At 49.8% G+C, this 23,422-nt stretch carries 19 protein-coding genes; 9 read left to right on the top strand and 10 right to left on the bottom strand.

Annotated elements, in window-relative coordinates; translation table 11 throughout:
- Window positions 1–16 precede the first annotated feature (16 nt).
- Both K0H81_RS03185 and K0H81_RS03180 read right to left on the bottom strand, forming a co-directional pair.
- On the bottom strand, window positions 17–1,045 hold the full coding sequence (locus K0H81_RS03185; RefSeq protein ID WP_220059862.1) for a hypothetical protein: 1,029 nt from the start codon (window positions 1,043–1,045) through the stop codon (window positions 17–19).
- A gap of 650 nt (window positions 1,046–1,695) precedes the next feature.
- The gene (locus K0H81_RS03180; RefSeq protein ID WP_434086876.1) at window positions 1,696–3,606 is read right to left on the bottom strand and encodes a sensor histidine kinase; all 1,911 of its coding nucleotides are present in this window, start codon (window positions 3,604–3,606) and stop codon (window positions 1,696–1,698) included.
- A gap of 203 nt (window positions 3,607–3,809) precedes the next feature.
- Here K0H81_RS03180 and K0H81_RS03175 point away from each other — a divergent pair, with 203 nt between their 5' ends.
- The 4 genes from K0H81_RS03175 (at window position 3,810) to nrfD (ending at window position 8,518) form a co-directional block, all read left to right on the top strand.
- Window positions 3,810–4,409 carry a response regulator transcription factor gene (locus K0H81_RS03175; protein ID WP_144199674.1) on the top strand — a complete coding sequence of 200 codons (600 nt, stop codon included), beginning with the start codon at window positions 3,810–3,812 and terminating at the stop codon, window positions 4,407–4,409.
- Between the two features lie 303 nt (window positions 4,410–4,712).
- The gene (gene phsA / locus K0H81_RS03170) at window positions 4,713–6,995 is read left to right on the top strand and encodes a thiosulfate reductase PhsA (protein ID WP_220059861.1); all 2,283 of its coding nucleotides are present in this window, start codon (window positions 4,713–4,715) and stop codon (window positions 6,993–6,995) included.
- Window positions 6,996–7,007: 12 nt separating this feature from the next.
- Entirely contained in the window at window positions 7,008–7,580 is a 573-nt protein-coding gene (locus K0H81_RS03165; protein ID WP_011864413.1) for a 4Fe-4S dicluster domain-containing protein, read from the top strand.
- Window positions 7,577–8,518, top strand: coding sequence for an NrfD/PsrC family molybdoenzyme membrane anchor subunit (nrfD, locus tag K0H81_RS03160; RefSeq protein ID WP_220059860.1), 942 nt, complete (start codon window positions 7,577–7,579; stop codon window positions 8,516–8,518). The genes K0H81_RS03165 and nrfD overlap by 4 nt, the downstream gene beginning before the upstream one ends.
- An 81-nt stretch (window positions 8,519–8,599) precedes the next feature.
- On the opposite strand, the gene K0H81_RS03155 is transcribed toward nrfD, so the two are convergent.
- The gene (locus tag K0H81_RS03155) at window positions 8,600–8,935 is read right to left on the bottom strand and encodes a DUF3622 domain-containing protein (protein ID WP_144199680.1); all 336 of its coding nucleotides are present in this window, start codon (window positions 8,933–8,935) and stop codon (window positions 8,600–8,602) included.
- A 272-nt stretch (window positions 8,936–9,207) separates the two neighbouring features.
- Between K0H81_RS03155 and K0H81_RS03150 the strand changes: the two genes are divergently transcribed.
- The 3 genes from K0H81_RS03150 (at window position 9,208) to K0H81_RS03140 (ending at window position 11,676) form a co-directional block, all read left to right on the top strand.
- Complete coding sequence (locus K0H81_RS03150; RefSeq protein WP_220059859.1) at window positions 9,208–10,677, top strand: DEAD/DEAH box helicase; 1,470 nt, start codon at window positions 9,208–9,210, stop codon at window positions 10,675–10,677.
- 121 nt (window positions 10,678–10,798) lie between these two features.
- Window positions 10,799–11,197: a hypothetical protein gene (locus tag K0H81_RS03145; RefSeq protein WP_220059858.1), complete on the top strand. Its 399-nt coding sequence runs from the start codon at window positions 10,799–10,801 to the stop codon at window positions 11,195–11,197.
- Window positions 11,198–11,262: 65 nt separating this feature from the next.
- A complete protein-coding gene (locus tag K0H81_RS03140; RefSeq protein WP_220059857.1) occupies window positions 11,263–11,676 on the top strand; it encodes a GFA family protein in 414 nt (137 codons plus the stop codon).
- A 24-nt stretch (window positions 11,677–11,700) separates the two neighbouring features.
- Here the strand turns inward: K0H81_RS03140 and K0H81_RS03135 are convergent, their stop codons facing one another.
- From K0H81_RS03135 to K0H81_RS03110, 7 genes are all read right to left on the bottom strand, one after another.
- On the bottom strand, window positions 11,701–12,354 hold the full coding sequence (locus K0H81_RS03135; protein ID WP_220059856.1) for a methyltransferase domain-containing protein: 654 nt from the start codon (window positions 12,352–12,354) through the stop codon (window positions 11,701–11,703).
- 883 nt (window positions 12,355–13,237) lie between these two features.
- Window positions 13,238–13,624 (bottom strand): hypothetical protein, encoded by a 387-nt coding sequence (locus K0H81_RS03130; RefSeq protein WP_220059855.1) that lies wholly within the window; start codon window positions 13,622–13,624, stop codon window positions 13,238–13,240.
- A 78-nt stretch (window positions 13,625–13,702) separates the two neighbouring features.
- A complete protein-coding gene (locus K0H81_RS20340; protein WP_491573767.1) occupies window positions 13,703–13,909 on the bottom strand; it encodes a hypothetical protein in 207 nt (68 codons plus the stop codon).
- 308 nt (window positions 13,910–14,217) lie between these two features.
- Entirely contained in the window at window positions 14,218–14,532 is a 315-nt protein-coding gene (locus tag K0H81_RS03125; RefSeq protein WP_220059854.1) for a hypothetical protein, read from the bottom strand.
- A 92-nt stretch (window positions 14,533–14,624) separates the two neighbouring features.
- Window positions 14,625–14,963, bottom strand: a complete 339-nt coding sequence (locus K0H81_RS03120) for an energy transducer TonB family protein (protein WP_220059853.1) — start codon at window positions 14,961–14,963, stop codon at window positions 14,625–14,627.
- A 1,154-nt stretch (window positions 14,964–16,117) separates the two neighbouring features.
- Window positions 16,118–17,524: an ATP-dependent RNA helicase DbpA gene (dbpA, locus tag K0H81_RS03115; RefSeq protein WP_220059852.1), complete on the bottom strand. Its 1,407-nt coding sequence runs from the start codon at window positions 17,522–17,524 to the stop codon at window positions 16,118–16,120.
- Between the two features lie 225 nt (window positions 17,525–17,749).
- Window positions 17,750–19,159 carry an MFS transporter gene (locus tag K0H81_RS03110; RefSeq protein ID WP_220059851.1) on the bottom strand — a complete coding sequence of 470 codons (1,410 nt, stop codon included), beginning with the start codon at window positions 19,157–19,159 and terminating at the stop codon, window positions 17,750–17,752.
- 432 nt (window positions 19,160–19,591) lie between these two features.
- On the opposite strand from K0H81_RS03110, the gene K0H81_RS03105 reads away from it, so the two are divergent.
- Both K0H81_RS03105 and K0H81_RS03100 read left to right on the top strand, forming a co-directional pair.
- The gene (locus K0H81_RS03105) at window positions 19,592–22,723 is read left to right on the top strand and encodes a hypothetical protein (RefSeq protein WP_220059850.1); all 3,132 of its coding nucleotides are present in this window, start codon (window positions 19,592–19,594) and stop codon (window positions 22,721–22,723) included.
- 345 nt (window positions 22,724–23,068) lie between these two features.
- Window positions 23,069–23,380 (top strand): hypothetical protein, encoded by a 312-nt coding sequence (locus K0H81_RS03100; RefSeq protein ID WP_220059849.1) that lies wholly within the window; start codon window positions 23,069–23,071, stop codon window positions 23,378–23,380.
- Window positions 23,381–23,422 lie beyond the last annotated feature (42 nt).

The raw sequence follows: 23,422 nt of genomic DNA, 5'->3' as shown, positions 1-23,422 counted from the left end.
TTGACTTGTTAAACTATCAATGTAATTCTGTTTCAAGCTCATTAACATCCATATCAAAAGCTTGATAATAAATAGGTATTCCAAATCTTTCTCGAATGTTATTTAAGTAAGCTGATGCCTCTTCAGTGATCTTATTTGGCGATACAATCACTAACTTTTTAGCATGATTACTATCAGGATAATAAGAATACTCGAGAAGCTGAGAAAAGGCCTCTCTAATACATCCTAAAACAGTTGATGAGGTTTTTATCTCATAAAATATCAGGCCATTATCTCTTTCTCTTGCAACTATATCGATCTTCGTACCATTACTTGTTAGCTGCTCTGTGCCAACATTATCATTTCCATAACTTTTAGTAAGATGGAGGTATGCTCCATTTTGGATTTGATTATGAAGATTATCTATCTTCTTACTGTTATCTTCATATGTTCTCCAGCCTTCATTTTCCCCAGGGTTATGACCAGGTACAAAGTTAAAAGTATGGCTTAAGAAATCAGGCAACCCTAAATATGGTTGAAAATTATAGTAAGTAGCGGATAGGGAGTCGTCACTTGCAGAAAACTCCTTAGGAGGTTCTTCTAAGCTTAAGTCACTTGGCCTAAATTTGACCGTAAAAAGAATTTTAGGGTCAGTTTTTCTTAGATCTTCCGAAGAGGCACCAGCTTGACAAACTTGATCAATCATTTCATCGAGCCAGCCTTGCTCTTTATAAATCTGATATATTCGCTCAGATTCTGATTCAGGCACAATCTGAAGGTTAGCAATTGAGCCAATCCACCACCTTGTTTTTGTTGCACTGTTAATTGAATATAGATATACCTTTAAATCACTATTCTTATGAACATTTCGTCCGGTATTGGCTGCTTGCAAAAAACTGTAGTGGTAGCCGTCTACGATCTTATTAAGATCAAAGAGCCATTCTTCATGGCCATAACCAACAATTTCTTCGTATGACTCTTTGTTTTTAGACTTTCCTTCTGGCCCTGAAGGTGAACACCAATTGTTTGTATTCCAGCAGATTCTAACTACTTTTTCTTCAGGCACGATATATCCTATTTAAAAATTTAACATTTTATTAGTGCGCATGCGCATTTACCTCGTTGGACCAGTGAAAACGCGCACAGTTAACTATCTGTATACAATGAACTTATCAGCATTTTGCTAGATACACCATCTGGAAAAACGCGCAATGCGTCAAAAATAACCCAGGCTTTAGATTCGCTACTTGCGCCAAATACCGCCAAATCGAAGAGACATTTAGATACGGGTGTAAGCACGCTTTTGGCTCTCGGCGGCATGGACGCCGCCGTGAAGCGTATAGGGATATATTCACAGCGTGCCAAAAGAGTGCTTGCACATTCCCCCGCCGGGCAGGCGTTAGATAATAGCGAAGGTACAACCTTCAAACTCACTCGACAAATAAACCTGCCGCCAAACGCTACTCGTACCCAATACCGCCAAATCGAAGAGACGTTAGATACCCAGTGCAGATACGACTGTGACCTTCGGTTTCAAGGATGAAACCGTAGAGCGGCCAGGGATGCCGCACAGCGTGTCACAGGCGTATCTGCACATAAGCGAGCCGCAGGCTATTGATGACAGCTGAGGTTAACGTTACAACAAAGAAGCTATAACCCGATGCAGCCAGCAAAAAGGCTAATTTGCCGATTAGCTCAAACCGGCTAACTTCCCCGCTAACAAGCCCCCGAGTTTCTTGGCAAACTCAAACTCACCACGCATCCCTCCCGCCAGGGAAGGTCGGCATGATCGGCGCAGTTATCTATGGTGAACTGGCCCTTATGCTGACGCATCACGTCGCAGCAGATGGCCAGACCCAGTCCCAGGCCGTCGTCCTTGGTGGAGTAGAAGGAGGCCATAAGATCCTGCGCCTTGCCCTTGAGGCCGGGGCCGTTGTCCACCAGCTTAAGGGTCGCCTGCTGGGCGCCATATTCAACGGTCAGCAGCAATCGCTTCTCCCTGTCGGGTTTCATCTCCGCCATGGCGTCCAGGCTGTTCTTGATGAGATTCACCAGCACCTGACTCAGGCCGACGCCGTCGCCAAACAGGCTGTAGGGTTCACCGCGCACCTCCTGGGTGAGCACTATCCCCTGCTGCTGAAACTCGCGGCGAAACAGCGCCAGTGTGTTGGTGATCACTTCATCCAGAGACAGGGCTTCATACTGGGATTTACGCCGCTTGAGCAGGCCTCGGATGCGGTGCACCACTGCGCCAGCCCGGGCAGACTGGGCATTGATCTTGGCCAGCAGCTCATACAGATCTGAGTCGGCATCGCCGCGGCTGTTGAGCTGCATCATGCCCCCCTCGCTGTATTGGGTGATGGCGGCGATGGGCTGATTCAGCTCATGGGCCAGACCCGAGCCTATCTCGCCGAGAATAGCCGCACTCTTCATCCGCTCCACCTGCAGCGCCTTATCCTTGAGCTGACGCTCGGTGTCGATCAGAAAGTCGCTCTTCTGCCTGAACTTATACTCAAGCCAGAGGTGATAGACGGTGGACACCAGAAACAGCAACAACAACGCCAGGCCCCACTCCTTGTTCTTCTCCATCCACTTCAACACCGTGTAGTGCAGTGGCGGCGGTGGCGCCTTGAGCTGCAGCTCCTTAAACAACTTGATCACCTTGAGCTGACTGATGGGCGCCGTCCAGCCCAGGGTCTTGGCCTGAATGGCGGCGGGATGATCTGGCCCCAGAGCATAGAGGGCCTGGGTGATCTTCTGGGTGATGGCCGGCGGCACGGTATCGGCGGCGGCAAAGGACCAATTGGGATAGAGCTGAGTACTCACCAGACACTCGTAGCCCGCCGGCATGGTGGGGTGGATCACCCTGAAATCCTCCTTCTTCACCAGGCCGTCCTGAATCATCTCCTCCAGGGTGCAGAAGGGGGTGATGGCCGCATCGACCGTGCCGTCACGCACCTGATAGACGATGGGCTCCAGGGGAAAGCCCAGGAAGCGCAGCGAGCCGAAGTAGTTCTCCGGGTTGTAACCCATCTTATGCAGCAGGCCGATGGCGGCCTGATAGCCCCCCAAGGCCTGGGGATCGCTGGCCACCAGATGTTTGCCTTCGAGATCCTTGAGGGTGTAGATCTCACTATCGGCGCGCACTATGATGGTGGAGCCGATGGCAAAGGTGGCGCCGCCATGCATATGGCTCTTCATGGTCGCCAGCCAGGAGAGGGGGAAGTTGCTGCTGAGATTAAAGTATTGCCCCGGGTTGGTGACGATAAACTGCAGCTCGTGTTCCAGCAGCTGGCGGCTCATCTCATCGAAATCCACCGGCACCACCTCAAAATGGGTGCCAGGCACCTCCTGCGACAGGTAGTCCATCATGGGCTGCCAGCGCTCTATTCCCTTCTGCACCCCGTGATTGGCCAGCACCCCGACCCTGAGATGCACGAGGTTCACCTTGTCGCTAACCGAGGCATCGACTATCGCATCGCCTATCTCATTGGCGCTCTCACTAGCCAAGACATTGCCGACTTGAAGCAGACAGAAAGGCAATAAGAAGCAGATCAGCGCGCCCTTGAGCCGCCCTAAGCTCCCCTTCCAACACCTTATGAGTGCAAATCCCAATCGCCCTTTCATCGCTCGCCCGATCACTGAGTTAAGCCTACTACTCTAGGCAAGAAAGGAGCTATTTGATGTGAGGCGGTGCAAACATCCCCTTGTGTCTCCATCAGAAAATTATCATTTAGTGATCTGTCTCAAAGGCCCAAATGCCCCTTTTGCCAGCCTCAAATAGAGGCGCTAGGCTAGATGCAACCCAAGGCCAACGACCCACTAAAGCTATGCCGCAAGCCACGCCGCAACCTATGCCCCTCTATCTGGTGGACGATGACGAAGCCGTCCTCGACTCCCTCAGCTTCATGCTGCGCCAGTTCGGCTATGAGATGACCACCTTCGTCTCTGGCCTGCACTTCCTGGAAGAGGTAGATCTGAGCCAGCCGGGCTGCGTCATACTCGATAGCCGTATGCCGGCCATCAGTGGTCAGGCACTGCAGCAAGAGCTTCTAGCGAAACAAAGCCCCCTTGGGATCATCTTCCTCACCGGCCATGGCGACCTGCCCATGGCGGTCAATGCCTTTCGTCAGGGTGCCTGCGACTTCTTTCAGAAGCCGGTATCGGGTCAGGCCCTGGCGGCCGCCATCGACAAGAGCATGCTCCACAGCCAGAAGGCCTTCGAGGCGCTGCAGCTGAGCCACAACCTGGCCACCCTGAGCGATCGCGAGCATCAGGTGCTTGAGTTGCTTATCCAGGGCAAGACCAACAAGCAGCTCTCCGAGGCGCTGTTCTTGTCCCTGCGCACCATAGAGGTACACAGATCCAACGTGATGAAAAAGCTCAAGGTGCACAACCTGGCCGAATTAGCCAAGTACAGTCAGATCTGAGACGCATAAGTAGCGTCCGAGTTTTCTATTCCCCTTGTTTCCTTAGCCCCAGCCCTTAGCCCCAGTCGTAAGCCTTTCTTATTACGCTCGATTCACAAAGTCCTGTGTGAATAAAGGTCACACTTTTTTCACATTCTGGCTAAAAATCGCTGCGCCAGATCACGCGCCCCCCGCCTATGTGGTTTACCACAATACCCCTTAATTTTGTACGGGATAACAATGGACTCAGACCTCCTGCGGGAGGGAACAAAAACCAATAACAGTGTGTGATTTCATCTGCCCAGGCAGATGAAGGAGGAAACCATGATAGAGCTTGATAGACGAACGTTTATTAAGGGTGCCGGTGCAGGGGGAGCAAGCTGTGCGCTGGCAACATTATTACCCGGTTCGCTGGCAGCGCTGGAACAGAAACCCCTACAGGGTATGGGCAAGGAAGTCGCCAGCATCTGTGAAATGTGTTCGACGCGTTGCCCCATCTCGGCGCGGGTCGTCGATGGCAAGAATGTGTTTATCCAGGGCAACAGCGCCGCAAAATCCTTCGGCGGCAAAGTGTGCGCCCGTGGCGGCGCCGGTCACAGCCTGCTGTACGATCCACAGCGTATCGTGAAACCGCTACGCCGGGTGGGCGAGCGCGGCGAAGGCAAGTGGGAAGAGATCAGCTGGCAAGAGGCCTACAAGACGATCGCCCACAAGCTTAACGACATCAAGCAGCAACATGGCCCAGAGGCCGTTGCCTTCTCCTCCAAGTCCGGCTCATTGTCGGGACACCTGTTCCACCTGGGCAAGGCCTTCGGCTCGCCCAACACCTTCACCCACGCCTCCACCTGCCCCGGTGGCTATGTGATCGCCGCCAAGGCAATGTTTGGCACTAAGGTGAAGCGCGACCTAAGCAACTCCAAGTACATCATCAACTTCGGCCACAATCTCTATGAAGGGATCAACATGTCCGAAACCCGCGGCCTGATGAAGGCGCAGATGAGCAAGGGGGCCAAGTTGGTGGTGTTCGAGCCGCGCTTCTCAATTGTGGCCGACAAGGCCGACGAGTGGTTTGCCATACGTCCGGGTACCGATGTCACCGTCGCGCTGGCCCTGTGTCATGTGCTGATCTACGACAACCTCTACGACCAGGCCTTCATCGAGCGCCACGTGGAAGGTTTCGATGCCTTCGCCAAGGAGGTCAAAGCCTATACCCCTGAGTGGGCCGAGGGGATCAGCGACGTACCCGCCAAGGATATTCGCCGCATCGCCCACGAGTTTGCCGCCAAGGCGCCTCACGCCGTGGTGGACTTCGGTCACCGCGCCACCTTTACCCCAGAAGAGTTCGAGATGCGCCGCGCCCTGTTTGCCGCCAACGTGTTGATCGGCAACATTGAGCGTAAGGGCGGCCTCTACCTGGGTAAGAAGGCCAAGACCTATAACAAGTTTGCCGGCGACAAGGTCGCCCCCGGCCTGGGTAAGCCAGGCGTCGAGGGCATGCCTAAGCCTGCGGCCAAGCGTATCGATCAGGTGGATGAGCAGTACGCCATGATGTGGTCATCGGGCGGTATCTATCAGACTATTCTGGATGCCACCCTCAAGGCCCAGCCCTATCAGCTCAGGGCCTGGGTGATGAGCCGCACCAACCCTATGCAGACCATGACAGACAGAGCCCTGGTGGTTGAGACCCTGAAGAAACTGGAGTTTGTGGTCAGCTGCGACGTCTACATCAGCGAGACCGCCGCCTACGCCGACATCATCTTACCTGAGTCCACCTATCTGGAGCGGGACGAAGAGATCGCCGACAAGTCAGGCAAGAGCCCTGCCTACTATGTGCGCCAACGTGTGGTCGAGACCATAGGCGACACTAAGCCAAGCTGGCAGATCTTTAAAGAATTAGGCCACGAGATGGGCCTGGGGCAATACTTCCCCTGGGAGAACATGGAAAGCCTGCAACTGCTGCAGCTGGACCGCGACATGGCCCGCTTCAACGAGATCAAACAGAAGGGCTATGTCAGCTACGGCAAACCGCTGATGCTGCGCGAACCCGCCATGGTAGCGGCATTCATCAAGCAATACCCCAATGCCAAGCCCACAGATGAAGATGGCACCTACGCCAGCGCCATGAGCTTCAAGACCCCGAGCGGCAAGATTGAACTCAGCTCAGACAAGGTCGAGAAGATGGCCGCCGGTCGCGGGGTGATCAAGTACCGCGAGGTCAAACTCAAACAGGACAACGAGCTCTATTTCATCCAGGGCAAGGTAGCTGTGCACACCAATGGTGCCACCCACAACGTGCCCATGCTGGCCAACCTGATGTCTGACAACGGCGTGTGGATCCACCCAATCACAGCAGGACGCTTAGGCATTTCCAGCGGCGATCGAATCCGCCTCACCAGCAGTGTCGGCAGCGAAGAGGGTACGGCCCTGGTCACGCCGGGTATTCGTCAGGATACCGTGTTCGCCTACATGGGCTTTGGCTCTAAAAACAAAGAGCTCGCTAGGGCGACCGGCAAGGGGGTTCACTGCGGCAACCTGCTACCCAACAAAACCGCGGCCGTGTGCGGCATGAATATCCACACTACTGGCATCACGCTAGCCAAGATCTAATAGGAGTCCAGTATGAGTAAAAGATATGTAATGGTGCACGACGAGAATCGCTGCATCGGCTGTCAGGCCTGCAGCGTCGCCTGTCGCAGCGAAAACGGCGTCCCCGAGGGAGTCACCCGCTTGCAAGTGCGCGTAGAAGGCCCCTTTGGCGATGCGCCGCATCTGCACTTTAAATATAACCGCGTCTCCTGCCAGCAGTGTGAGAACGCCCCCTGTGTCACCGTCTGCCCGACTGGTGCGGCCTATGTGGGCGACGATGGCCTGGTCTCCATCAAGGAAGATAAGTGCGTCGGCTGTATGTACTGTGTGGCGGCCTGCCCCTACAAGGTGCGTTTCATCAACCCTGAAACCAAGGCGGCCGACAAGTGTAACTTCTGTAAGGACACCCGCCTGGCCCGCGGCGAACTGCCCGCCTGTGTCACCGTGTGTCCCACAGATGCACTGACCTTTGGCGACGCCAACGACCCGAGCAGCGAGGTAGCCAAACTCATCAACACCAAAGCGACCTATCAGGAGAAGACCCATCTGGGGACCAAGCCTAGGGTCTATCGCATTCCAACGAAACGTGGGGGGATACAGTCATGAACAATACCTGGGGCGATATGGCGCAATATGATCCAGTCACCTGGAACTGGGTTATCGCAGTCTACCTGTTTATGGCGGGCCTCTCGGCGGGCTCCATCCTGATAGGCATAGGTCTGCGTTGGTACAGCAAAGAGAAGGCGATAGAGAGCGCGATTTTAAAAGCCGCAGCCATCATCAGTCCGCTGGCCATCACCTTGGGCCTGGCCTGTCTGGTGTTTGACCTGACCAAGCCATTTGAGTTCTGGCTGATCTTGGTCAACTACAACTTCAGCTCTGTCATGTCTATCGGTGTGCTGGCGCTACTGCTCTACTCGCCAATCGGCATCGCCTACTCACTGATCGTGCTAAGGGATGAGCTGACCAAGCGGAAGCTGGACTTCCTGGTACCTGTGGCAGAAGCACTAATGCCGATGCGCAAGGCGATTGAGGTAGTGCTGTTTGTGCTAGCCATAGGTGTGGGCGCCTATACCGGCTTCCTAATCTCGGCGATGAACGCCTACCCGCTGCTGAACACTGCGGTACTGCCGGCGCTCTTCCTGGTGTCTGGCCTGTCAGCCGGCGCGGCGGCTAACGCTATCGGCGCGCTGCTGATGTTTAACACCCACAGCCATGATACCAACCTGAGCAAGATGCATGGCCTGGAACTGCCCGTGATGCTGAGCGAGATCATGTTCCTGTTCATGCTGTTCTGCGCCCTCTACTTCAAGGGTGGAGCAGCTGCGGCGGCGCTGGCGTCACTCACCACAGGTGTCTGGGCCAGCGTGTTCTGGGTCGGCGTGGTCGGTATCGGCTTTGCCATCCCGCTGCTCACCATGTTGATGCCGTCGCAGACACGTCACAGCAAGGGCGTGATGATAGCCGTGGCCTGCTGCAGCCTCACCGGCGTGCTGGCCCTGAGACACTTCGTGATCTACGCAGGTCAAAGCTATATCAGTTAATCTCATCTCCACAAACGCAAAAAGCCCAGCATCTGCTGGGCTTTTTTTTATCTTGCCTGGCGACGACTCGTCTTCGTCCCGTTACTCGTCGTCTTCATCGAAGAAGTCGTCATCCAGATCGCTGTCGCCAGCGGCGTCACGCTCGGCGCGCCATTTCTCGGCGGCGGCTTCTTTGGCGGCAGCGGCTTCGTTACGCTCGACACGCTGCTTGGCACGACGCTCGTTACGCAGCATCAGGTTATCGACTATGCCCTTGAGGGTCTCTTCGCCCCAAGCGGTGGCCTCGGCTTCGCTGGCAAAGCCAGTTTGCGCCTTAGTCACTACTGTCTTGCGTGCCGTCATGCGACGGGTGACTTCGGCAGTCCAGCTACCTTCGGCTTCGCTCACGCGAAGACCGTATTTCTTTTGTTGTGTCATGTTAATTTCCTAATTCGATCTTCGAGTGCAAACGTGGCGCTCATTGAGGGAAACAGCGGTCTAATATACCACTGTCGTCAGAAAGGCGGCTATTGTAGTCTCCTCTGGATAAAACTCAATCATTAGCGCGCACAAAATACGAAAAAGTTGCTCCCTTCAACCAGGCAAAACTGGCGAATTCGATAGCACTTTGCTATCGCTTAATGTAAGCTGCACGCCCGCCAGCACGCTGGCTTCCAATTATCCGGCCCCGTCGCCCAAGAGATCCATCTATGAGTTTTACCTCCCTGGGGTTATCCGCCCCCATACTCAAAGCTGTAGCCGACAAAGGTTATCAAACCCCCTCGCCCATCCAGGCCCAGGCTATCCCAGCAGTATTGTCGGGTAAAGATGTGATGGCGGCGGCGCAGACAGGGACGGGCAAGACAGCCGGCTTTACCCTGCCGCTACTGGAACTACTCAGTGGAGGTCCTCGCGCCCGCAGCAAACAGGTGCGCGCTCTGGTCTTGACGCCAACCCGCGAACTGGCGGCCCAGATCGCCGAAAGCGTCACCACCTATGGTCAACATCTGCCGCTTCGCAGCGCCGTGGTGTTCGGCGGTGTCGGCATCAGCCCACAGATCAGTCAACTTAAGCGCGGCGTCGATATCTTGGTGGCCACACCGGGCCGTCTGTTGGATCTCTATCAGCAAGATGCCGTGAGCTTCTCTCAGCTGGAGACACTGGTGCTGGATGAGGCCGACCGCATGCTGGACATGGGCTTTATTCACGACATCAAGAAGATCCTCGCCATCTTACCACCCAAGCGGCAGAACCTGATGTTTTCCGCCACCTTCTCCGATGAGATCCGCACCCTGGCCAAGGGGCTGGTGAACAATCCGGTGGAGATCTCGGTTACGCCACGTAACACCACGGCCAATACCGTACAGCAGCTTATCTGCCCCGTGGATAAGAGTAAGAAGTCGGCGGCCCTTATCGCCCTCATCAAACAGAATAACTGGCAGCAGGTGTTGGTATTTAGCCGTACCAAACATGGCGCCAATCGTCTGGCCAAGACCCTGGACGGCAAAGGGATCACCGCAGCGGCAATCCACGGCAACAAGAGCCAGGGCGCCCGCACTAAGGCGCTGGCTAACTTTAAGTCGGGCGACATCCGCGTGCTCGTAGCCACCGACATCGCCGCCCGCGGCCTGGATATCGACCAGCTGCCTCAAGTGGTCAACTTCGACCTGCCAAACGTGCCCGAAGATTATGTGCACCGCATCGGCCGTACCGGTCGTGCTGGCGCCGATGGCAAAGCTGTCTCCCTGGTGAGCGACGAAGAGGCCAAGCTGCTGGCAGATATCGAGCGCCTGATCGGCAAGCTGCTGCCGCGTGCCGAAGTAGAAGGCTTCGAGCCGACACACACCCTGCCCGAGACCAACCTGACGCCTAAGCGCCATGGTCAGCACAAGGGACCACGTAATCCTAAGCCTAAAAGCAACAGCCAACGCAGCAGCAATCGCTCAAGCAACGGCCAGGGTTCAGACAAGGCTGGACAGCCTCGCCGCGGCGATCAAGCTCAGGGCAACAAAGAGGGTCAGGGCCGTCGCCGAACAGGCGCAAGTACTGGTACTAGCAAGCCTGCGAGCGAAGGTCAACAAGCGCAAAACCAAGGCAAACAGGAGCACAGGGACGGTAACGCCCCCGCTCGCCGTCGCAGACGTCGCCGTCCTAGCCAGAGCGCACCTGCGAATCACTAGTTGAAGAGTCATCTGGGGCCAGAAATATCTGCGCCCCTATCACGGTTGATTTCAATCTCGAAGTAGCATAAAACAATATGCAGATTAAATAAGGACACCATGGAAAATAAGTAAGGACACTATGTTGAAATTTATTATGCTCGCAATCGGCCTGTTAAGTTCAGGCATGGCAATAGCGGTAGACGATGTGTTAACCGTCGATCGCAGCGTCTCCGGTAGCTTCCAATCCTCATTTCCCAACGAAAATAACATTCAACCTGATATCAGTGATTTTAAGGTGCTCAATAGCGTGCTGATGAGTAATGAAGCAGGAGAGCGCTGGGCGGTAGTAACCGTTGAAAACTTAGCATCCGGCCAACGTACGTTAAACCAGAACCAACTCATGGCACTGTTTGCTAATGGTGAGAGACTGACGCCTCACATCTTTAAAACAAGATTTTCCGCCAATGAGATTCTCTCGATTACCTTAGCTTTTGGTGAACACAAGTTTCCTATTCTTGAGATCTATCCACGAAACTAAAGACTCACAGTTAATGTTAAGGTATCGATCTTAAGGATGAACTCTAAAGTTAGGCGGCAATACAGATGAAAACAGTAGAGCAATTACAAGGCGGCTGCCTGTGCGGCGCGCTGCGCTACAAGGTGTCGGCGCAGCCGTTCGATAGCGATTACTGCCACTGCCGCCAGTGCCAGAAGAGCACCGGCGCTATGGCCACCTGCTGGATGGATTTTAAGGCCGACCAGGTCACTTGGTTACAGGGGGCGCCCAAGGAATACGCCTCCTCAGACACCATTCGCCGCGGCTTTTGCGACCAGTGTGGTACCAGCATCAGCTATCGCAGTACCGACTACCCAGATTACTACACCCTGAGCATCGCCAGCCTGGACGATGCCAACGCGGTCGCCCCCAGATATCACATCTACACGGGCAATCAGCCCGACTGGCTCAAGATTGCCGATGACCTCCCCAGATACCGCCTGAGCCGCAGTGAAGGCTGAGACGGGTTAAGAAAGAAACGATCTCTAGCGCTTCACTGCGCTAAACAGGGCGACGCAGCCCACCTGCCTGATGTTGAACCGATCGAATCTGGCGCTTAGCGCCTGGGTCAGGGTGTCGATATCGTCAGCCTGATTACAGAAGATCCCCTTCTTGTTGTAGATAGCCATCAGCCTGGCCGCGAAGGCATTGGGCGTGATGCCGATGCCCAGAATTGTGCTGCCAAACAGCACGGCGCCTGGCTTCATAACAGATTCGAGATGGGTGAAGAGCACGCATTTCTCTGCCATGGTGCCCGGCAGGCAGTGCAGCAGATAGTTCACGCTGACCGAATCGAAGCCATCGCATGTTAGCTCAAGCGGCGCCAGGACGTTGCGGCAATAGATCTCGGGGGAAAGACGACGTACCACGGCCGAGGCCGATGCCAGGCTGTTCTCATTGAGATCCATCAGGGCGATGCGCCGGGTATGCTCCGGCAGATGATGCTTGAGGTAGTAACCCGTGCCGACACCGACATCTAAGTGATTGGCTGAGGTCAAGGCGGCAAACTGCTCGGCGATCAGCCTGGTAGGACACTTCCACAGATAGTGATTGGAAAATCCCAGCACCCAAAGATCATAGATGGCGAGCACACTCTTGGAGTAGATCGCCTGACCCGCGACAACGGCCTCTTTATTCATTTTTTCTTACATACCAATAGATTAACGAGCGCGGAATCTATACTAAAACGCCCGGCAAGGCAAAATAACCTTACTAGAGTTAACCCTGGCAGCAGCCAGTCACATCCAGCTTCATACGTTTTCTTAATCCGGTAGGGCGAATACAACTGGGAATGTCGAGTCATGGCGTCATGGTGTACTTATCACCTGCGGGGGTCATGTGCTGATATGCCATTGAGACGGTGAGTGAAGTGCTACTTCGTACTCACGAACGAGAGACATGGATGCCGAACTGACATGTAAACGCGGATGTTGCTTGAATATTACCTTGTAGGCTCTGGCGAAACATCTGATGTGAATGGACTCACGAATGCTGCTGTGACATGGATACAGCAATGTCGTGATCACATGGATGTGAGTAAACGGCCTTTTGTGCCCCCGTCTCTTCGATTTAGCGTTAATTGTGCGACTAGCGCAATCTGACTTATTTTTGGACAAAAGTAATTAGGCCTTCGAATGAAGGTATTGGCTTTTTTAACTTGTAACTTTTAGCTGCATAGGTTTTTACTTCGCTGATGGCAGCGTTGACCTTCATGGTTTTAAATTGCCTGCGGCAGGCTTATGTGCAAACACATTTGTGACACGCTACGAGCACATCCATGTGAGCTCTGCCTCGGCATCCATGCCTCGGAAGGTCACAAATGTGTTTACACCAGTATCTATCGTCTCTTCGATTTAACGTTATTGCACAACCTAGCTTTAAAACATTCTTGGACAAAAATGAGTTAGAACTTTAGAGCTATATATGTGAGCTTCAGATTAACGTTTGTATGTGCTAATGCTCTAAACAGCGGCGAATCGAAGCGACGTCCGGCCCGCTTTCGGGCGCTGCTGATTTTGTTTGTTAAGTAACGTTCTCAAGCTGGAAAACGTATGACAACTGATCGATTCGTCCTGATTTCTTCTCTGCTTGAGCAAGGACTTTTGGATCATTTGTTCCTCCTGTGCAACGGTACATTCCGATAAACTCATAGTGTTTGTCTGTATCAGATTCTTTGGTGAAAACCGGAAAAATAGTATTTGGTTGGCTAATTAGTAAAGCTGCCTTTTGAGTTACTTTTTTAGCGTTGCCAGCTTGAACTTCCGTTGGGCAATCAGGATTTAATTTTCGGTTGAAACACCCAGCTAAAATCACTTTATTTTTCTGAGGTAGGTATGTTTGTATTTCACCACCAACTAGCTGCTGTATCTCTGTTCGCGTGAATAAATTCCCTTTTTTCAACTTATTCATAAGATTTCCTTTAGTTACTTAACCCATACTGCAACGGACGGAGCAAGCTTGCTTGCGTAGAACCGATGCCTGTAATTGTTAAATCGTTTCATGGGAGAACACCTTAACTGATATAAACCCAGTGGCAAAAACTCCAATCCCGGAGAAAAGTAGCATAATTGCGAAGTTGCTAATTTCCCTACTTTGGTAGATGTCTGCAGCTAACCACCCTAAGCCCAATACTGCAGACAGACCACCTAACGCGAAAGGAAATTTTAACGGATTGTCGTTGGCGAAGAGGTTCATGTTATAAGAAGGGGTGTACCACTTGGAGTCTTTGCTAAAGATTCTACAACTCCATATGGAGAGAAAGCACATAGCTCCAAACACTAAGGGGGCCAGAAGAAAGTCATCTCTTCCCCATTGTATATCCATCATATCCCCGAACAGAATTGACTCTGCAGCCCCGAAGCAAAAACAAAACACTAGCAGTATTGTATTGATGAACTTCCACATGCTCTTAGCTTTAACCCCCAAAGCAGCGGTGAGCGTTAGCGAGTCCAGCCCACGCGCCTTTTGCGTGAGCGATACAGCCTTTGCTTGTTAACTGCTGCTTAGCTAAATTGTTTGCCATAAGCTTCGAGGTGGTGTTTGAAGAACCTTTCATATTCTTCTGCCGATTTAACCAAAACTGTTACTTCTATACATTGCTCACCCATCTCCTCCGAAAGATCTTCAATGGTAATGGACTCACTAGCTATCTCTTCGTTGGTATCACATGTATATATTTTCCAGTCGGTTTTCCCTGCACCCGATAAATAAAAGTCAGTTGGATCGACTGCACCAAAAACGAATCCCATAGGAGGATCGCCGCCTTCTAGTTCGGTTATGCCAATGACTTTATCTTGTCTTCGAATCTCGTACTTCACTCGATTTCTCTTGGGCAGTTAATGCCCCAAGCAGGGGCTATTTTGAGCGCAGCGAGAAATAGTCCCGCTGACTTGGCTTGTTATAAGGCGCTTCAACGCACCAACTTAAACTTAAAGACAACATTAAAACATCTTTGCTCTTTGTCACTCTCTGAGAATAACCATTTCTCCATTGCCTTTTTAGCTGAACGGTCAAATATACGTCGGGGCTTTGTCTCAGTTACTTTTTGAGAAGTTACAACACCAGTGGAGCTTACTATAGCTTCTATTTTCACAAATCCAGAATCTAAACGCAGGTGATCTTCAATCACAGGCCATTTAGCAACAACAGCGTGCTTTAGCTCAAATTTTGAATTATCACATGATGATACTTCATAGTTTGGTGTACTTATTGATGCAACCACTGCGGCTGCGATTAATGTCGAACTCATAAAGCCTTATAACATTTTATTAGTGCGCATGCGCGTTTACCTCGTTGGACCAGTGAATACGCGCATAGCTAACTATCTGTATGTAATGAACTTATCAGCATTTTGCCAAATATACCATCTGGAAGAGCGCGCATGCGCGTTTTCCAAACCTATTATCTACTTAACGCATGTTATAAGTAGTTAATTTTAAAGCTATTAATTTATACCTAAATGAGAAAACGCGCACAAATACAGGATAAAAGTCGTTCAAAATCCTTGTGATCTGAATATGACTGTATAGTTATCCAGTTTTTTGGGTTGGGGAGTAGTGAATTAGATCACGCAGGTGTAGCGACGACAAATTGCCAGGCCAGAAAGTTCGTTAGGTACTGCTCCACCGACAAAGTGTTAACTCATTTTGGGGCAAAACCAAATCAGCTTTTTCATTCCCTCTTCACACCAAACACGGCCAAATCGAAGAGACGTTAGATGCCGAGTGTAGATACGCCAGTGACCTTCGGTTTCATGGCAAAAAAATGTTCCCGACATTTTCGGCATTCCCTACATCCATGTAGGTCAGATGAAACCGCAGAGCGGCCAGGGATGGCGCACAGTGCGTCACGGGCGTATCTGCACATCCCACGCCGGGCAGGCGTTAGATAGCGATGAAGGTACGACCTTCAACTCATTTAATTAATGATCATGTGGCCAAATGCAAATCAAACAAACAAACAAACAAACAAACAAACAAACAAACAAACAAACAAACTATAGAAATGCCAAACCTTCATTCCAAGGCCAACACACTTTGGGGCAAAAATCAGTTAGTTTTCACGCTTTAGACACGCCAATACCGCCAATTCGAAGAGACGTTTAGATACGGGTGTAAGCACGCTTTTGGCTCTCGGCGGCACGGACGCCGCCGTGAAGCGTATAGGGATATATTCACAGCGTGCCAAAAGAGTGCTTGCACATTCCCCCGCCGGGCAGGCGTTAGATTGCCATGAAGGGTCGACCTTCAACCTCACTCAACAACTAAACATGCTGCCAAACGCTGCTCAAACAAAGAGACAAGATATATCGATGATCTGCCCCCACCAAACCCCAGACAACAAAAAAGGAGCTAACGTCAGTCAGCTCCTTTTCCAATTACCACGCTAGCATAGCGTGAACCCTTACTTTAACTCCCACGCCCGGTAGCTCTTACCCTTGAGCTTACCCTTGACGATCTTGTTAAGGGCCTTGCGCAGCACCTTGCGATCCACCGCCACGTAGGAGCGGAACTCGGTGATCTTGATCTTGCCGACTTCACTACCCTCGATGCCGTTGTCACCGGTAAGACAGCCGAGGATATCCCCTGGACGCACCTTCTGCTTCTTACCGCCGTCGATCTGAATCGTGACCATTCTGGGTTGCGACGGCATGGTGTCCAGCAGGGCTTCACCAGGCAGCGCCTCGCCGTCTATCTCGCGGCCAAGTGCATCTGCCAGCAGGGATAATTTGTAGCCATCTTCATGGTTAAAGAGGGTATGGGCGGCGCCCTTGCTGCCGGCGCGGCCGGTGCGGCCGATGCGGTGAATGTGCACCTCAGTGTCATAGGCCATATGGTAGTTGACCACCATGTCCAGGGCGTCAATATCCAGGCCGCGTGCCGCCACGTCGGTGGCCACCATGACGCTGGCACTCTTGTTGGCAAACTTGAGCAGCATCTGGTCGCGATCGCGCTGCTCCAGATCCCCATGCAGGGCCACCACGCTGAAACCGGCATTGGTGAGCTTGGCCGCCACATCCTTAGTCTCACGCTTGGTGTTACAGAAAACCACGGCGCTCTCGGGCTGATGCTTGAGCAGCAGAAGCTGCAGCGCCTTCATACGATCGTTGTTGTTGCCGCACTCATAGAAGTGCTGTTCGATACTCTCTCCGCCGTGCTGTACCTCGACCTTCACCATGAGGGGATCGATCATAAACTGCTCGCTAAGCCCTTGGATCTGCTCGGGGAAGGTGGCGCTAAACAGCAGGGTCTGACGCTCACGGGGCACCTCTTGCATGATGGCGTCCAGCTCACGCTGAAAGCCCATCTCCAACATGCGATCCGCCTCATCCAGCACCAACGTATCGACGTTGTCGAGATCCAAGCGGCCTCTGTCCAGGTGATCTATGATACGACCCGGCGTACCGACGATAATGTGGGCGCCGTGTTCCAGCGAGCCTATCTGTGGCCCCATGGGCACACCACCACACAGGGTGAGGATCTTGATGTTGTGGATACCGCGCGCCAGGGTGCGCAGCTCCGCCGCTACCTGATCCGCCAGCTCACGGGTAGGACAAAGCACTAACGTCTGGATACGAAAACGCTTCACATCCAGCTTGTTGAGCAGGCCTAAACCGAAGGCGGCCGTCTTGCCCGAGCCCGTCTTGCCCTGTCCTATGACGTCCTGCCCATTGAGGATGGCAGGCAGACTCTGGGCCTGAATAGGCGTCATCTGGTGAAAGCCGATAGATTTCAGGGTATCGAGCAAAGCGGGTTTAAGCGGCAGACTGTCAAAAGCCCCGCTTGGCGTAGTAGCGTCAGATTGACTCACGGTAATTTCCTAATGCTGTGCCGAGAAAAACTGAGTTAGATCAGGCACAAATAAAGCTATGTGATGGCAGCTGCCGATGAATCTTCAAGGGCGTGCGTGGATATGGCGGCGATTATAGCAGCAATCAGGCGGCAATGCGCCAATTAGACGGGGAATAAAATAAAAGCCGCCGCGAGGGATCGCGACGGCATTCAGGGTTAAACCAACCAAAACTGAGTCAAACAGTTAGGCGGTTGCCAATTCGGCGTCGGTATCATTCTTGGCATCGATACGCTTGATCACGGCGCCATAGATGATGAGTGACACCGCCGACACACTAGCGATAGCGGCAAACACATACCAGATGTAGTGAGCATGTGCCGAAGCCTCGACCCAGGCGGCGTGGTCGTTATAGACGCGCGGATCTGGACAGTAGGCCTCCAGCAGGTAACCCGACAGACCGAAGCCCAGCAATGAACTGATGAAAGAGTGCAGGTGCGAGAAGCCCAGGTAGAGACCCTCTTCGCCCTTAGGCGCCTGTAGCGAGAAGTACTCCAGGAAGCGCGGCGAGATGAAACACTCGGCCAAGCCCTGGAATACGATGCCTATGATCATCATGGCGGCGATGGGGTGCATGCCTAAGATGGTCTCACTGCCGGCAAACATGTTACCCGAGGCCATCAGCAGCGCCGATACCGGCATGATAAACATCCCCACCGTCATAGAGGTCAGCGCGCTGCGCTTGGCCATCATACCTGTGACGAAGCTGACGCAGAGGAAGACCACCAGAGGGTTGACGTTGGCGTACCATGACGGCGATGAGCCCTCACCGGCCATACGCAGCACATATTTTGGCATGGTGGCGTAGAGCTGATGCTGTACCATCCAGAAGCCTGTGATGATTAAGATCAGGGCTATCAATCGACCATTAGACAGCACCTTGAGCAGCGCCTGCCAGATCTCGCCCAGGCTCTTGCCCGAGCGGTTCTCCTCCGTGCTCTTGAAGAAGAGCATGATGCTGAAGAAGGCGATCAGCGTCATGGTGGCGGCGAAGTAGTTAAGGTTAATCAGACCCAGGTCACCCATGGATTCACGCAGCGGCTTCACCACTGTCTTACCCGAGAAGGCGCCAATGTTGACCATCATGTAGAAGATAGAGAAGCCCTTGGCACGGGTCTCGGCCGTGGTCGATAGCGCCACGGTACCTGTGATCACCGCCTTGATGAAGGAGCCACCTATCATGATGACGATAAGAATAGGCACGATCGCCCAGCGAATATCCGCCTCCTTCAGGCCGTGATATATGGTCTCCTTGCCATATTCCACCAGCCCCTGAGATTCGATAAGCGCAGGGAATATCGCCAAGGACGCATAGCCTATGGTTAACAGGCCAAACGCCAACAGCAGGGCGCCGCGAAAGCCAATCTTATCGGCTAACGCACCACTAAAGGTAGGTAAAAAGTAGAGACCCGCGGAGAATGAACCCGCCAGCCAGGCGGCTTCGACATCGCTAAAGCCAAGGATGCGTGACAGATAGAGGGTGATAACGATAAACACCCCATAATATGCCGCTCGTTCGAGCAACTCGACACCGTTGGCGATCCAGAAAATTCTAGGAAAGCGCGGCGCCGCAGTGGACGTAGCTTTATTATTCATTTTTAGTCTTCCAGGCGAAAAAACACCTCAAACTACCCTGAGGCGAGCAAGGACGCAACCTTAGCGTCATGATAGGGATCAATTTTTATCAAAAGTGCGCGACAAATTAACGAGAAAAACAAAGCGAAAAGGTGTTCAAAGACAGTAGATGTAATTCGACAAACATTCACCAAGAGATATGCATACGGTAAAACACCTGGCTGCACACCTAATTAAACGCCTACAAATTAGCATTCACTAACGCACGACACTGCACGATGTTAGAAAGAAAACACTTTTAACAAAACACCAACAAATGTACAATTATCAATCGAAAAAACACTGCTGACATAGAACACGCAGAAACACATCCTTAGAAGTTATCTTCAATTAAGAGAGTTAAACTTATACAGATGTGACAAAGGAATAAAAATCAAAATAAAAGGGAGCGATATGAGAATATTTTATCTAATACTAACACTAATAACCTTTCAGGCTTTATCATTTGAAGATAAAGGTTATGTGAAAACTTACGATCTTAACAAAAATTATTACCCATTAAGCACTTCGAGTTATAATCACTTCTCTGTAAAAGCTGGCACATTTTTTTTCGGCTGTAACGAAAATGGTTTACAACCCTGGATTATTAAACACGGTGAGTTTACCCCTCAGAATCTATGGAATAATAATTCAGAGTACATTAACTGCTCCAGCATCAGTAATATATACCAACTAAGTAAAGATGAAGTCGTCTTTAAATTTTCATTGGTAGGCGACACATTTATCACAGATGGCACCACACAAGGAACAAGGAGGTTTGATGAGCTAGATATAATAAAAGAAAACATCAAAGCTAATAAAGGTTCAAATTATATAGCAGAAAACATACTAAAAATAGGAGAAGGCAAATACATTTACTCACTATACGATGGAACCTATCTATTCGATATCAAACAAAATGTTAGCACTAGATTCCACGAAAGAGCGAGCTTCCACGAAGATCAAGAATGTACATTATGGGGCACCAGAGTTGTTTGTATACTGGGTGGGAAAATTTACACAACAGATGGCACCGAAAGTGGTACAAATTTAATTTATGAGTTTGAAGAAGATAAACAATATAAGCTATCCGATGCTAACAAAAAAGATGAATACGTTACAATTACATTATTAGATAACATTTCAAAGCTTGTAAAAATAAACATTTCAACAGGCGAGTCACACACTCTATACGAGAACGAAGATTACTTTCTCATACCATATAAAAAAGTATTTCACTCAGACGATGCTTCCTACTTCATAGCCCTAGCCGTAAATTCCATGGGTTCAGGTGAGTTAACATACAATTTATTTAAGTATAACAACAACACGAAAATAACTGGTTTCATTCACAGGGAAAAGCTAGAGAATTATCATGGGGACTTATCTCTATACCACATAGGGCAAGATATCTTAATAAAAGGCTATACCAGTTCAGAAGATTACCTATATAAATTCAACAGCAATAATGATAGTGATATAAAACGCTTAACGCTTTCAATTGATGACACAAAAGTTTTCTACTTGGGAAAATCAGAGAAAGAAATATTTTTCGATAGTTCATTTAATAAAGATACTCATATAATAGTCTATTCACAAGAGAAAGGAGATATCAGAGACATCTTCTATGGAAAAGGTCAACTGACCAACAAAAATTTTATCCATGACAACAAAATATTTTTCGATAAAATCATTCAGTCAGATAAATTGATTGGTCAAGGACTTCACGTATTAAACAATGATACTGATACATTCGACTATGTATCAAGTATAGATAAGGGCAACAGAACAATTTCAAGCAATACAAAGCTTTCCAGCAGGAATAGCCAAGATGTTTTTGCTTTTGGTAAATTGGATGAAAAATTAAAACTGAGAGAAATCACAAATCCAGGTGATACAGAAGTAAACCATGTATTTTTCAAAGCATCATCGATGGAGGGAGCAGAGGTTTTAGATGAAACTCTTCCTGTTGAGTATCCAAAATATAGTTCACTTTCTTTGGCTAACGAAAATGATGATGTATTTTACTTGCTAAATGGAAAAATAAATAGGTACAACAACACTAACCAAACAACTACAGAACTAATCGATTATGAAAACCTTAGCTTTTCAGAGTTGATTTTAGCTGATAAAGGAAGGTTAATTGCACTAACACATCAGCGAAAAGTAAAAATCATCGACACTGAATCAAATAAAATTTATTCATCCAGTGAAGTAGGCCTAAAAGATACTACTACGGGGAAATGCCACGATTTAGTTGCAAACATTGACTTATCAAGTGATTCAGAAGATAAATTAAACTTTTACAAATGGGATAGCAATCAATACAAGCTTAGAGAATCTATTTCTATAGCTTACAATCGTTACACTTACATTGATAGTGAAAGCGGAAGAGCATACTATTTAAAATATTACCCTTCTCAAAGCGTATACTCCATCAACTCTTATGATTGCAAGAGCGGAATAAACCATGAACTATATAAAGCCAATGAAAATGAACATATCAGTGAACTACATTACCCCGAAGGTAAAATTATCTTTTCAACTCAAGAATTCACGTCTAATAGTTCAATATCTTTACTGAGATCAATTGATCTCACTTCGAAAGCCATATCATTGCTACATGATGACTTCGACAAGTTCAGACGAGACTCAATGCTATATACCAACAGAGGAACTTACTATTTCGAAACAGACACAAACCAACTAAAACTGTATTCAATATCAAACAGCACCAGCACCGAACTGAGCACACTTAGTAACTATCATAGTAGTTTCACTCCCTATCCAATCACATTTTATAACGACCCTAACCAATGGTTGTTTGTCCCAATAGGTAGTATTGGAGGGATATTTAATCTGGCTATTTATATGCCTGAACACGATCTATGGCACACGATAAAAATCCCCAATGCATCTGAATTAAGTAACATCAATGACAAGGGGTTTTACTTGAATGGACATTACTATTTCAGATATAGATCAAATCAGTTTGGAGACGAGTTTTTTACAATAAATCAAGAGTGCTTAGCCGCTAAAATTGGCCGAGGAGAAAGCTGTAAAAATCCTTATAACAATAGAGCCCCAATCATGCTTGATGTTGTTAGCCCTACGTTAATGGCCAACCAATACCTATACATCCCAATCAGAGCATGGGATGAAGATATGGATAAATTGACATTCTCCATTAACCAAGTTCCTAACTGGGTGAAGTTTAATCCTGATAATGGTGAAATTTATGGAAAAACCCCATCAGATTGGGACTCAAACATTGAAAATATCATCGTTAGTGTATCAGACGGTATAGATACAATCTCTAGCCAACCATTTTCCATTAATATAAGAACTGAAAATGAAGGAGGCAATACTGGCACAGGAGGTAACGAAAGCAATAACGATGGAAATACTACTCCCCCTGATGGTTCAAACAGTAGTAGTTCATCAGGTGGTGTTATGTTTATTGAAATACTCTTATTAATAATCACTATCATGTATCGCCGATATGCATTAACAGGTTCAAAAATGGTTACAAGAGATGTGTGTTGACCTTAGAGAGTAGATAAAGACATAAAAAGTGGCCGTTCAAGTTAATAATCGGCTGTTTTTCAACATATAAATATCTAGATTTCGGTGAGGTGTGTCAAAACGAGGCACCTCACTTATTAACTCGTCCTAATATCCGAATAACGTAATCATTCCCACTTAGGTCAGACAGCTATACAGAGAGCTAGACTGTCTCGCGATTCTCTTATGCGCTCTTTCTTATTAATATTAAGAGCATTAAACTTGATCAATCATTACGACATAACTCTACGCCGTCGCATCTTCTTGAGTTTATGATTATAATCTGCGCGACGAATCCCCCACCAATGACAGCAAACTTTTAAAACTATGAGCCAAGCCAACATCAGCAAACAGCAACTCATCGACCAGCTCACCGCCTGGCAGCAGGGCAAGATAGACAATGAAGAGTTACAGGACTGGATGGTGACCCATTATGATCCCGACGAGGTCAGCATAGGCCGGGGGGAATGCGAATGGACTGTGGAGGCGATGAACATAGTGATGAACGAATATGAGATCGCCAAGACGGAGAAGTTCAGGCAGGAAAATGCCCAGCTAGCGATCGACTTCATCCTCGCCGACGAGGCGCGCTTCAATCAGACGCGCCACCTGTTTCTACAACAGGGTTTTCAAGACTAAGTTTTTCACGACTAAGTTTTTCGCGACTAGGCTTTTCAGGCC

The organism is Shewanella halotolerans (assembly GCF_019457535.1).
GTDB classification, from domain to species: domain Bacteria; phylum Pseudomonadota; class Gammaproteobacteria; order Enterobacterales; family Shewanellaceae; genus Shewanella; species Shewanella halotolerans.
This window is presented reverse-complemented; position numbering and strand designations above follow the sequence as displayed.